Consider the following 11,510-nt stretch of genomic DNA (forward strand, 5'->3'; position numbering starts at 1 on the left):
CAGAGATCCCTGGCAAACGAAGGGAATCGTCCATGATCACGCCGGGTGCCACCGCGGGGCTGCCGACTGTCCCGTGCCGGATCTGTCGCGGCCAGGTCAGTGAATTCCTGAACCTGGGCCAGCATCCGCTCTCCGACGCCTTCCGCCACCCCGAGGACGACACCGAGGAGTTCTACTACCGCCTCGCGGTGGGACAGTGCGCGGACTGCACCATGACCCAGCTGATGGAGGAAGTGCCCAGGGAACGCATGTTCCACGAGTCCTATCCGTACCACTCCTCCGGCTCGGCCGTGATGCGCGCGCACTTCACCAGCCTCGCCCAGCACCTGCTGGACACCGAACTCACCGGCCCCGACCCGTTTGTGGTCGAACTGGGCTGCAACGACGGCGTCATGCTGCGTACCGTGCACTCGGCGGGCGTCCGGCACCTGGGCTTCGAGCCCTCCGGCGGGGTGGCCGCGCTCGCCGCCGGTCAGGGCATCCGCGTCCGCGCCGAGTTCTTCGAGGAGGCCACCGCGACCGCCGTTCGCGACACCGACGGCCCCGCCGACGTCATCTACGCCGCCAACACCATCTGCCATCTCCCCTACCTGGACTCGGTTCTGCGCGGCGTCGACACCCTGCTGGCCGAGCACGGCGTCTTCGTCTTCGAGGACCCGTACCTGGGCGACATCCTGGCCCGGACCGCCTTCGACCAGATCTACGACGAGCACTTCTACTACTTCACCGCCCGCTCGGTGCACGTCCTGGCCCACCGCTCCGGCCTGGAACTCGTTGACGTGCAACGCCTCCCGGTGCACGGCGGCGAACTCCGCTACACCCTGGCCCGCCCCGGCCGCCGCCCCGTCACCCCCGCCGTGGCCGAACTGCTCGCCGAGGAAGAACATCGCGGCCTGGCCGAACCCGCCACCCTGCACCGGTTCGCGGCCAACGTGTTGCGCACCAAGGAAAACCTGCTCGCCCTGCTGCACGACCTGCGCGCGCAGGGCCACACCGTGGTCGGCTACGGCGCCACCGCCAAGAGCGCCACGGTCACCAACTTCTGCGGCATCTCAACGGATCTGGTCGCCTACATCTGCGACACCACCCCGGCCAAACAGGGCCGCCTCTCCCCCGGCGCGCACCTGCCGGTCCGCCCGGCCGCGGCCTTCGCCGAGTACTATCCGGACTACGCGCTGCTGTTCGCCTGGAACCACGCCGAGGAGATCATGGCCAAGGAACAGGACTTCCACGCGGCCGGCGGCCGCTGGATCCACTACGTCCCCGAGGTGCGCCTGCGGTGACCGGCCACCGCGCGATCATCTTCGGCGGCACCGGCTTCGTCGGCAGTCACATCGCGGACAACCTGGCCGCGCACGGCTGGAGGGTCCTCACCACCGCCCGCGGCACCCCGTCCCCGGCCCACCCCTTCCACCCACTGGACCTCGCCGCCACCTCCCCTGCCGAACTGGCCGCGCTCCTGGACACGCACCGCCCCGACCTGGTGGTCAACGCCACCGGCAGCAGCTGGGGCCTGACCGACGACCAGATGTCCACCCGCTGCCTCACCCTGACCCGCCAACTGCTCGCAGCCCTGGCCCACTCCCAGCGCACGCCCCGGCTGGTGCACCTGGGCTCGGTCCTGGAGTACGGCCCCACGCCACCCGGAACAGCTGTCTCCAGCCAGGGCCCACCCCCGGAAACCGGCTACGGCACGGCCAAACTCGCCGCCAGCCAGGCCGTGATCGCCGCGCCCAACGCCGTGGTGCTGCGCCTGTCCAACGCCGTCGGCCCCCGCCTGCCCGAATCCAGCCTGCTGGGCAAGGTCGCCACCACCCTGATCCAGGCCGCGCAACGCCACGAACCAGCCCACCTGTCGCTGTCCCGCCTCACCGCGCACCGCGACTACCTCGACGTGCGCGACGCCGCCGAAGCCGTGCGTGCCGCGGCCACCGCCGACGTCTCCGGCGAGATCATCGACATCGGCCGCGGCACCGCCGTCCCGGTCCGGTCCCTGGTGGACCTGCTCATCGAGGTCGCCGGCATCCCGGCGGTGCTGACCGAACACGACAACGGTGACTGGCGGTCCACAATGGACTGGATCCAGGTGGACCCGTCCCGGGCCGCCGCCCTACTGCACTGGCAACCCCGGCACACCCTGCGCGACTCCATCCGCGCATTCTGGACCGCGACCGCTGGGCCCTCACTGACCGCGCTGGGCAGCAACCGTGGCGGTCACCGGGAACGTCCGTAGCCCACGGATCGCGCTGGTATCCCGTCGTTCCGGCGAACCGGCCTGCCGCAACAACGGCAGCCGCTCGGCCAAGGTCCGGAAGACGATCTCACCCTCGATCCGGGCCAGCCGGGCGCCGAGGCAGTAGTGGATCCCGCTGGCAAAGGCCAGGTGTTCCGGCCCGGCCTCCCGGGTGATGTCGAACCGCTCCGGCCGCTCGTACGCCTGCGGATCCCGGTTGCCCCCAGCGAGAATCGCCACCACGGTCTGCCCCGGCTTGATCGTCTGCCCGGCCAGCCGGACCTCGGTGTGCGCCACCCGCGAGGTGCTCTGCACCGGCGAGTCGTAGCGCAACGCCTCCTCCACCGCGGCCGCCGCCAGCTCCGGCTTCGCCCGCAACTGCGCCCACTGCTCCGGATGCGCCAGCAGCGCCCGCATCCCGTTGCCGATCAGGTTTACCGTGGTCTCAAACCCGGCCACCAGCAACAACAACGCGGTGCCGTGCAACTCCCGCGCGGTCATCTTCTCCTCACCCACGGCAGTCGCCAGCGTGCTGATCACATCGTCACCCGGCTCCACCGCACGTTCCCGCAACAGCCGGTCGAACAACGCCACCAGATGCTCGGTGACCGCGGTGACCTCCCTGGCCTGCCGCATCGAACTGACCCCGTTGAACCCCTCGATGATCACCTCCCCGTACTCGGCGAAGGCCCCCCGCTCGGCGTCCGGGATGCCCAGCAGATCGCTGATCACCGTGATCGGCAGCGGCGTGCCCAAGTCCTGCACGAGGTCGAAGGTCTCCCGCCCGGTCACCTTGTCCAGCAACGAGTCCACGATCGCCTGCACCCGGGGCCGGTACGCCTCCAGCCGCTTGGGATTGAACGCGGGCATGGCCAGGCGGCGCAACCGGGTGTGGTCCGGCGGATCCAGCTCCACGAACCCCGCCGGCGGCGCGGGCACCGGCGCCCCCAGTAAGCCGTCCTGCACACGCCCGTCCACCGTCCGCACCCCAAACCGCCGATCCCGCAACACCTGGTTGCACAGCGCGAACGAGCTGGTGGCCCAGGTGCCGCTGAGCCCCCGGTAGAGCGGCCCGCGCTGCCGGATCTGTTCGTACAGCGGATACGGATTGTCCCGCCACCGCGGATGTTCCAGCTGCACAACCAGATCACCCAGCTCGCTGAGCAGCCAGGTCGCGGCCCGCCCCGCCCGCAACTGCGACCGGAGCCAAAGCGAGGCGACTGCGCTTGAGTTGTTCATCGATTCCCTCTCATCCTGAACGGCTACCGCTACCTTGTTGGCAGGCCCCCATGCCGCGACCGCGTCGCCGCGGCCTCGACAGAGTGGGACACCAATGTCCCATTCTGGGACCCTATTGCCCCATTACAAGACATAGCTGCGTTCGTCATGGCACAACTTAGTACTACAATGGCACCATGACGAGCGACACTCGGGAGTCGAACACGCCGAGCCGGACGCGCGCGGCGATCCTGGACGCGGCCATCACCGTGCTGGCCCAGCGATCCGCCGCCTCCCTGGCCGAGATCGCCGACGCCGCCGAAGTCGGGCGCAGCACCCTGCAGCGGCACTTCCCGGAACGCTCCGACCTGATGGCCGCGATCTTCCAGCTTGCGGTGCACCGGGTGCGTGCCGCACTGGCCGGGGCAGCCCTGACCGAGGGCACTGCCGCACAGGCGTTGCGCCGCGCGGTGCACGCCTACCTCGAACTGCCCCCCGAACTGATCCGGGTGTGCGACGAAGCCGAGCAACGCGGCGAGGCCGACTGGCTGGACGCGGCCTTCGCCGAGGTCGAACAGCCGATGCTCGCGTTGCTCGCCCGCGCCCGCGCCGAGGGCCTGCTGGACTCCTCGCTCAGCCCAGAGTGGGTGTACAAGGCGTTGTGGTGGAATCTGCTCGCCGGGTTCGAGGCCGTCGGCGAGGGGCTGATGGACAAAGAGCAGGCCGCGGAGTCGGTCATCCGGCAGCTGGAGCGGGGTTTGCCCGAGTAGTGGGACGGACAGGAGACGCTGATGGGTTCGTTCGATGTGCCGCTGGAGGATGAACGCACCCAGCTCGAAGCGTTCATCGAGGACTACCGCAGTGCCATTGAGGCGACGCTCGACGACCTCACCGAGGAACAGGCCCGCCGCAGGCTCGTCCCGTCGGCGACCACCTTGCTCGGGCTGCTCAAGCACGTCACGTGGATGCAGCGGGTGTGGTTCGAGGAGTGCGTCGGCGGCACCTCCCGCCGGGACCTCGGCCTGGTGCGGAGTCCGGAGGAATCCTTCCAGCTCACCGAGGACGACACCATCGCCTCGGTCACGGCAGCCCACCGGGCGGCCTGCGCCACCGCCCGGACAACGGTCGCGGACCTGCCACTGGACACCGTCGCGACCGGCCATCGGACCGGACCGCGCACACTGCACTGGGTGTACCTGCAAGTACTGCGGGAGCTGGCCCACCATTGCGGCCACGCCGACATCCTGCGCGAACAACTACTCGCCACCTGAGCCCGTACCCAGATCCAATTCGGTTGTGCCTGGCGGTCCGCTGACCGATCCTGGAGCGTTCCGTCCAAGGTGGACAGACGAAGTGGACCGGATGGACGACCCGATGAGAACACCGATCTCCGTGCACCACGCGCGCCTGGACGGGCGGGACTGGCGGGTGATCCGGCCGGCCGGTTGGTTCGCGCACGCCGGCTTGTGGGATGAGGACTGGTGGCTGCGACTGCGCGTCGACCGCGGCTCGGCCCACCGGCTCGGGGTGCTGTGGCTACTGGCGGCCCGCTCCCGGCACACGATCATCCACGTACCGCTGCGCACCGGCGACCACCCGGTCAGGACCGATCCGCAGGGCAGGCGGATGGATCTCGTGCTGTCCCAGCACAGCCTGCAGTTGCGTGCCGCGCGCTGGCCCCGGCTGCGCGCCGCGCTGGACAAGGGCAAACCGGAGACAGCGCAGCTACCCGAGAGTGACCTGCCAGATCCGGCCGAGATCGGCTACGGGGCGCGACATCACCGGGAAAATCGCGATCTATTGAACGAGCAGGTGCACGCCGACACCGTGTTCCTGGCGGGCAGCGCGCCGGTCTTCCGACAGACCGCCTCCCGGTTCTTCGACCTCGCCCAGCTCACCCCGGAACCGGACGCCCACGTGTGTACTGAATTCCACTCGGGCGACGGCGTGCTGGGCAACGCGCGGGAGATCCACGTCGAGTACCACGCCGACTGGGCCCGGTCCTGACCCTGCTCAGAGCGCGGAGACGCCGTATGCAGGCCGAGGATCAGTCGCGGTTGCCGCTCCACTGGAGCCGTGCGCAGTCAGTTGGCGGCGAAGCGCTCGATGTCGTCGAGTGCGTCCTCCGTCCGCCAGTTCAGCCTGGTCGGCATCCTGCTCGGGCAGGCCAACGGTCCCTGGTCAGCTTTGCAGGAGTTCGGTCAGTTCAGTGATCGTAGGGTGGCGGTACAGCTCACGCAGCCGGATTTGCGGCAACCCGTTGGCGCGCATGGCCGCGCCCAGCCGGACCGCGAGCAGCGAGTTGCCGCCCAGGTCGAAGAAGTCGTCGTGGGGGCCTACCGGGTGGCCGAGGACTTCTTGCCAGATGGTGGCCAGGTGTTCGGTCAGGTTGGTGGGGTTGGCTGTTGCCCCGACGGGTTGCGGGGCGGGAGTGGGGAGTTGGGTGGGGTCGAGTTTTCCGTTGGGGGTCAGGGGAAGGGTTTCCAGGGCGGTGATCGTGGTGGGGAGCATGTGTTCTGGGAGCAGGGTGGCGGCTCGGGTTCGGGTGGCGGCGGTGTCTGTGGTGGCGGGGACGACGTAGGCCGCTAGGTGGGCGGTGGCGGGGTCGTCGGGGTTGGGTTGGTGCAGGATCACGGCTGCGGCGGTGATGGTGGGGTCTTCCAGGAGGACGTTGCGGATTTCGTCTAGTTCGATGCGGAAGCCGCGGAGTTTGATCTGGCTGTCGATGCGGCCCAGGTGTTCCAGCCGTCCGTCGGGGCGCAGGCGGCCCAGGTCGCCGCTGCGGTAGAGGCGGGTTCCGGTGTGCGGGTTGTGGCGGAAGCGTTGGGCGGTCAGGGTTTCCTGGTTCAGGTAGGCGGTGGCCACGCCTGCGCCGCCGACGCAGATTTCGCCGGGAACCCCGACGGGCTGCGGGTGGCCGTCGGGGTTGACGACCAGAAGGTGCCAGCCGGGGAGAGCTGGACCTACTGAACGCGACGCGTTGAGGGCCTCGTGGCGGGTGATGGTCTGGTGGGTGACGTGGACCGTGGTTTCGGTGATGCCGAACATGTTGACCACCCGGCAACGCGACTCGGGGTGGACATCGAACCAGGGCAACAACATCCGGGCGTCCAGGGGTTCGCCGCCGAAGATGACCAAGCGTGGGGTGACGGTGCGGTGGTCCACCTGGAGGAGCTGGGCGAAGGCGGAGGGGGTTTGGCTCAGCACCGTGACGGATTCCGCGGCGAGCAGGTCGGCGAAGCGGTCTGGTTCGCGGGAGACGAAGTAGGGGACGACGACGAGCCTGCCGCCGGTGAGCAAGCAGCCCCAGATCTCCCACACCGAGAAGTCGAAGGCGCTGGAGTGGAACCAGGTCCAGACGTCGTGCGGACCGAGGTCGTACTCGTCGCGGGTGGCGTCCAAGAGCGCGATCACGTTGCGGTGTGGGACGACCACGCCCTTGGGACGGCCGGTGGAGCCGGAGGTGTAGATCACGTAGGCCGGACTGTCCGGAGTGGACGGTCCGGAACCTGGTTGGGCGGTGGCGAGTTCGGCCGGGGTGACGGTGGGGCCGGGGAAGTCCTGGAGGTGGGTGATCACCAAGGGGAGGTTGGCGTCCTGGGTGGCGTGGGCCAGGCGTTCGGTGGGGTAGGCCGGGTCCATCGGGACGTAGGTGGCGCCTGCGGTGAGCACGCCGAGCAGGACGATCACCAGGTCCGCCGTGCGGTCCAGGCAGACGCCGATGCGGTCGCCGGGCACCACTCCCCTGGCTGCCAACCCGCCGGCGATGTGGGCGGCCCGGTCGACGAGTTCGCGGTAGGTCAGCTGCGTGGGGCCGTCGGTGATCGCGATGGCGTCCGGGGTGGTGGCGGCGACAGACTGGATGGCCTCGGGGATGGCGCGAGGTGTGGTGGTCAGGTCCGTTGCTGGGTGGCCGAGGGCGATGAGCTGTGGGAGTTCGGTGGCGGGTGGGAGTTGCGCGCCGGGGTTGCTGTGCAGGTGGTGCAGGTGGCGGAGGAACTGGCGGGCCTGGTGTTCGGACACCTCGGCGCGGTGGTGGGTGCAGCGCAGGTGGATCCCGGTGGCGTCCTGGTGCACGGAGATGGTGAGCGGATGGGTGGGGTGCTGGACGGGGAGGTGTTCGCCGGGGTGAATGGTGTGGTCGAAGAGGAAGGCGACCGCGGCCGGTTCCTGCGAACCGGGGGTGGCGATTTCTGGGGACTGGTCTGGGTTGTAGCGGTGTAGCAGGTCCTTCAGGGCGGTCAGCCAGCTTGGCTCGTCGCCGAGGTTGGTGAGTGGGATGTGTTGGGTGGCAATGCCTTCGCCCTCGCCCAGGCCCCACGGCGGGGGCGGGGCGGGGGCGGGTAGCGGTGGCGGCGGACTGACTTCGATCAGGTCCGCGGTGCCGTCGGTGTAGACCAGTTGCACGCAACGCGGGGTGCCGGCGGGGCGGGTGAGTTCCGCGGTGCGGCGGCGTTCGGCCAGTGGCGAATCCGCTGGTGCGGGCACGTTCTCGGTCCAGCGAGGGTGCGCTACCGGCGCGGGCAGGCGGGTTCTGGTGACGGGCACGGGGTTTCTCCTTGTCAGCGGGCGCTGAAGCCGCCGTCGACGGTGAGCACGGAGCCGGTGACCTGTCTCGACTCCGCGGATGCCAGGTAGACCACCGCGCCTGCCACGTCCTCGGGTTCGACCAGGGCGTTCATCGGCTGCGCGGCCAGGAAAGCGGACTCGTGCTCGGCGAGTGGGACATCGAGGGAGCGGGCGATCTCGGCGAGCATCCGGCCTTCCACCGCGGCGTCGTCGCGGACCGAGCCGGGGCAGACCGCGTTGACCCGGACCTTGGCGGGGGCCAGGTCCAGGGCGGCGGCCTTGGTGAGTCCGATCAGGCCGTGTTTGGCAGCCACGTATCCGGCGAAGTGCCGGTAGCCGACCAAGCCCGCGGTGGAGGCGATGTTGACGATGCTGCCCGAGCGCTGGGCGGCCATCGCGGCGCCGACCGCGCGGATCACCCGCCAGGCGCCGGAGAGGTCGACGTCGAGCATCAACGCCCACTCCTCCTCGGTGATCTCGTGCACCGGACGGCCGGAGGGCGCGGCGATACCAGCGTTGTTGACCACCACATCCAGGCGCTCGAACCGGTCCTGGGCCAGGGCCACCGCTGCTCGCACCTGGTCGCCGTCGCGCACATCCAGCGGGGTGGTGAGCACGGCGGCACCCTGCGCGCGGCACAGCGCGGCGGTGTGATCGAGCTGGCTGGTGGTGCCCAGCAGGTAAGGCACACCGGGCAGGTCCGCGCACACGTCGGTGAGCACCAGGTCCGCGCCCTCGCGCGCGCAGGCCAGCGCGGTGGCCCGGCCGAGGCCGCGAGCCGCACCGGTGATCAGCACGGCCTGGCCGGCGAGTCGGCCGCTCATCGGACCGCGGCGCGGACGCGGCCGAGCAGGTCGGGGGCGCTCGCGGTGAGGTACATGTGTCCGCCGGGCAGTTCGACCAGGTCGAACTCGCGGCTGGTCGCCTTGCCCCAGCCGGCCGCTTCCTCGGTGGTGACCAGGGTGTCGTCCAGCCCGCGCACCGCGGTGATCGGCACGTCCAGGGGGGTGTCGGCCAGCGGCTGGTAGTTCTCGTGCATGGCCACGTCCGCGCGCAGGGTGGGCAGGATCATCTCCCGCATCTCCGGGTCTTCCAGGGCGGCGTGCCGGTAGCCGGCGAACTCCTCCACCCGGGTCAGGAAGTCCTCATCGGACAGTCCGGTGGCGCGGTGCTGGCGCTGGTCGGCCGGTTCCGGGGAGCCGCTGGCGAACAGCCGGACCACGTCGATGCCTTGTTCCGCAACGAGTTTCCGGGCCAGCTCGAAAGCCAGCACCGCACCGAGGCTGTGTCCGAACAGCGCGACCCGCCTGCGGTCGCCGAGCAGTTTCCGGGTCTGGGCCAGCAATCCGTCGGTGGCCGCGGCCACGTTGTCGTACGGGGTCTCGTCGATGAGCCGTTCCCGGCCGGGCAGTTGCAGCGGCACGATGCTCAGTTCGGCGCCCGCGTGCGCGGCCCACGGGCGGTAGAAGGACGCGCCCGCGCCCGCGAACGGCAGGCACAGCAGGGCAATGGGGTCGGGAGTGCTCATGACGCCTCTCTTGGTCAGCCGCGGGTGCGGTTGCGGTAGCGCCACGTGGACAACGTGGCGAAAACAGTGATCAGGCCGAGCGTGCACAGCAGCCCGTAGCCGATCGGGTGTTCGGCGGCCCAGCCGGTCTGGGGCGGGAAGTTGGGTGGCGCGGCGTTGCCGAACAGCTCGCGCAGCGCGTTGGCCAGTGCGCTGACCGGGCTCCACGCGGCGATGTCAGCCAGCGGTCCCGGCAGCGTGGCACTGGCCACAAAGCCTGAGGACACAAAGGAAACCGGGAACATCCACAGCAACCCGAAGCTGCCCGCGACCTGGGCGTTGGGGGTGACCAGGGCGATGAACGCGCCGATCCAGGACAGCGCGAAGGCATACAGCAGCACCAGCAGGAACGCGGCCAGCACGCTGAGCACGCCGGTGTGCGGGCGCCAGCCGATGGCCAGTCCGGTGATCGTGGTGACCGCGACCCCGCCGACCACCATCACCAGATCCGCGCTGGTACGGCCCAGCAGCAAGGCGAGCCGGGAGATCGGCAGTGCGCGGAAGCGGTCCACCATGCCGGTCTGCAGGTCCTGGGCCAGGCCGATGGTGGTGAAGGAGGCGCTGAAGGTGACGGTCTGGGCGAGCAGGCCGGGCAGCATGAACTCGCGGTAGGCGTCCCCGCCCAGGCTGCCGCCGAAGACGTAGCCGATGAGCAGCGCGAACAGCACCGGTTCGACCAGGCCGGAGAGGATCAGGGCCGGGGTGCGGCGCAGGTGCAACAGGTTGCGGCGGGCCAGGTCAGCGCTTTCCAGCGCCACCAGCGGCAGCCCGGTCACCGGGTGCCCACCGGGTTGCGCGCGGTCAGGCGCAGGAAGACCTCGTCGAGAGTCGGACGGCTCAGCGCGAGGTCGAGTACCTCGATCTCGTTGCCGCGCAGCATCTCCAGCGCCCTGGCCAGGGCGGCGGGGCCGTCCTGCGCCGCGGCTTCGACCCGGCGGGCCCGACGGTCCACTGTGGCCGGTTGGCCGCCGGCTTCGGTGGCGATGCGCGCGGCCAGGTCCAGATCCTGTTCGTGCGCGAGGCCGATGACGAGTTTGCTGGCGCCGGTGGCGCGTTTGAGTTCGTCGCTGGTGCCCTCGGCGATGATCCGGCCGTGGTCGATCACCGCGATCCGGTCGGCCAGCCGGTCCGCCTCCTCCAGGTACTGGGTGGTGAGCACGACCGTGGTGCCGCCGTCGGCCAGGGTGGTGATCGACTCCCAGGTGTCCAGCCTGGCTTCCGGGTCCAGGCCGGTGGTGGGCTCGTCCAGGATGACCAGGCCGGGGTTGCCGACCAGCGCGGCGGCCAGGTCCAGTCGCCTGCGCATGCCGCCGGAGTAGGTGCCGGACAGGCGCCGTCCCGCACTGGTGAGCCGGAAGCGCTCCAGCAGTTCGGTGGCGGTGCTCCTGGCGGCGGCGCGGCGCTGGCCGCGCAGCTTGGCGATCAGTTCAAGGTTCTCGAAGCCGGTCAGCTTGTCGTCGACCGTGGAGTATTGACCGGCCAGGCCGAGCACCCGCCGGACCGCCTCCGGCTCGCGCCGGACGTCGTGACCGAGGACCCGGACCTCACCTGCGTCCGCGCGTAACAGAGTGGCCAGCACTCGCACAAGTGTCGTCTTTCCTGCCCCATTGGGCCCAAGCAGGCTGAAAACCTTTCCAGCCGCAATGGATAGGGTAACGCCGGACAACGCGGGCGTAGTCCGGAATGCTTTTAGAACTCCTTTAAGCACCACTGCCGACTCGATAGCGGGGTTCACGTTTGTCCAATTTGTCGCTTGTGACAAAAAGCTGACAAGACCACAACATTGCCCTTCACGCTGGGTAACCGTGAGGTACACACCACTTCCCTTCACCATGAAGGAAACTTTGACCAGCGGTTTGTACCACAGCAGCCGGTCACGCTACGCACCTGACTTACGGGATATTTACTAGAACATACGCGGAG

The 11,510-nt window shown here is 69.6% G+C and carries 11 protein-coding genes; 5 read left to right on the forward strand and 6 right to left on the reverse strand.

What is annotated here, in order from left to right; genetic code table 11:
- Positions 1–32 precede the first annotated feature (32 nt).
- Both MZC64_RS42750 and MZC64_RS42755 read left to right on the forward strand, forming a co-directional pair.
- Entirely contained in the window at positions 33–1,283 is a 1,251-nt protein-coding gene (locus tag MZC64_RS42750; RefSeq protein ID WP_247765208.1) for a class I SAM-dependent methyltransferase, read from the forward strand.
- Entirely contained in the window at positions 1,280–2,233 is a 954-nt protein-coding gene (locus MZC64_RS42755; protein ID WP_247765209.1) for an NAD(P)-dependent oxidoreductase, read from the forward strand. Before MZC64_RS42750 ends, MZC64_RS42755 begins: the two co-directional genes overlap by 4 nt.
- Here MZC64_RS42755 and MZC64_RS42760 read toward each other — a convergent pair.
- Positions 2,183–3,472 (reverse strand): cytochrome P450, encoded by a 1,290-nt coding sequence (locus MZC64_RS42760; RefSeq protein WP_247765210.1) that lies wholly within the window; start codon positions 3,470–3,472, stop codon positions 2,183–2,185. The two genes, MZC64_RS42755 and MZC64_RS42760, sit on opposite strands and share 51 nt — an antisense overlap.
- Positions 3,473–3,648: 176 nt before the next feature.
- On the opposite strand from MZC64_RS42760, the gene MZC64_RS42765 reads away from it, so the two are divergent.
- From MZC64_RS42765 to MZC64_RS42775, 3 genes are all read left to right on the forward strand, one after another.
- Complete coding sequence (locus MZC64_RS42765; protein WP_247765211.1) at positions 3,649–4,221, forward strand: TetR/AcrR family transcriptional regulator; 573 nt, start codon at positions 3,649–3,651, stop codon at positions 4,219–4,221.
- A gap of 21 nt (positions 4,222–4,242) precedes the next feature.
- On the forward strand, positions 4,243–4,722 hold the full coding sequence (locus MZC64_RS42770) for a DinB family protein (RefSeq protein WP_247765212.1): 480 nt from the start codon (positions 4,243–4,245) through the stop codon (positions 4,720–4,722).
- Positions 4,723–4,825: 103 nt separating this feature from the next.
- Positions 4,826–5,458: a hypothetical protein gene (locus MZC64_RS42775; protein WP_247765213.1), complete on the forward strand. Its 633-nt coding sequence runs from the start codon at positions 4,826–4,828 to the stop codon at positions 5,456–5,458.
- A gap of 174 nt (positions 5,459–5,632) precedes the next feature.
- Here the strand turns inward: MZC64_RS42775 and MZC64_RS42780 are convergent, their stop codons facing one another.
- The 5 genes from MZC64_RS42780 to MZC64_RS42800 are packed head-to-tail and all read right to left on the reverse strand — an operon-like array spanning position 5,633 to position 11,310.
- Positions 5,633–7,999 carry a non-ribosomal peptide synthetase gene (locus MZC64_RS42780; RefSeq protein ID WP_247765214.1) on the reverse strand — a complete coding sequence of 789 codons (2,367 nt, stop codon included), beginning with the start codon at positions 7,997–7,999 and terminating at the stop codon, positions 5,633–5,635.
- Positions 8,000–8,013: 14 nt separating this feature from the next.
- Positions 8,014–8,844 (reverse strand): SDR family oxidoreductase, encoded by an 831-nt coding sequence (locus MZC64_RS42785; protein ID WP_247765215.1) that lies wholly within the window; start codon positions 8,842–8,844, stop codon positions 8,014–8,016.
- Positions 8,841–9,548: a thioesterase II family protein gene (locus tag MZC64_RS42790; protein ID WP_247765216.1), complete on the reverse strand. Its 708-nt coding sequence runs from the start codon at positions 9,546–9,548 to the stop codon at positions 8,841–8,843. The genes MZC64_RS42785 and MZC64_RS42790 overlap by 4 nt, the downstream gene beginning before the upstream one ends.
- A 14-nt stretch (positions 9,549–9,562) precedes the next feature.
- Positions 9,563–10,363: an ABC transporter permease gene (locus tag MZC64_RS42795; protein WP_247765217.1), complete on the reverse strand. Its 801-nt coding sequence runs from the start codon at positions 10,361–10,363 to the stop codon at positions 9,563–9,565.
- The gene (locus MZC64_RS42800) at positions 10,360–11,310 is read right to left on the reverse strand and encodes an ATP-binding cassette domain-containing protein (RefSeq protein WP_247765241.1); all 951 of its coding nucleotides are present in this window, start codon (positions 11,308–11,310) and stop codon (positions 10,360–10,362) included. Before MZC64_RS42800 ends, MZC64_RS42795 begins: the two co-directional genes overlap by 4 nt.
- Positions 11,311–11,510: the final 200 nt, after the last annotated feature.

It is taken from the genome of Crossiella sp. S99.2 (genome assembly GCF_023094165.1).
Classification (GTDB): Bacteria; Actinomycetota; Actinomycetes; order Mycobacteriales; family Pseudonocardiaceae; genus Crossiella.

Excerpts from the sequence above, each read along its gene's own strand:
- MZC64_RS42750 (WP_247765208.1), top strand. The coding sequence starts at position 33 with ATGATCACGCCGGGTGCCACCGCGGGGCTGCCGACTGTCCCGTGCCGG.
- MZC64_RS42760 (WP_247765210.1), bottom strand. The coding sequence starts at position 3,472 with ATGAACAACTCAAGCGCAGTCGCCTCGCTTTGGCTCCGGTCGCAGTTG.
- MZC64_RS42765 (WP_247765211.1), top strand. The coding sequence starts at position 3,649 with ATGACGAGCGACACTCGGGAGTCGAACACGCCGAGCCGGACGCGCGCG.
- MZC64_RS42770 (WP_247765212.1), top strand. The coding sequence starts at position 4,243 with ATGGGTTCGTTCGATGTGCCGCTGGAGGATGAACGCACCCAGCTCGAA.
- MZC64_RS42775 (WP_247765213.1), top strand. The coding sequence starts at position 4,826 with ATGAGAACACCGATCTCCGTGCACCACGCGCGCCTGGACGGGCGGGAC.
- MZC64_RS42785 (WP_247765215.1), bottom strand. The coding sequence starts at position 8,844 with ATGAGCGGCCGACTCGCCGGCCAGGCCGTGCTGATCACCGGTGCGGCT.
- MZC64_RS42790 (WP_247765216.1), bottom strand. The coding sequence starts at position 9,548 with ATGAGCACTCCCGACCCCATTGCCCTGCTGTGCCTGCCGTTCGCGGGC.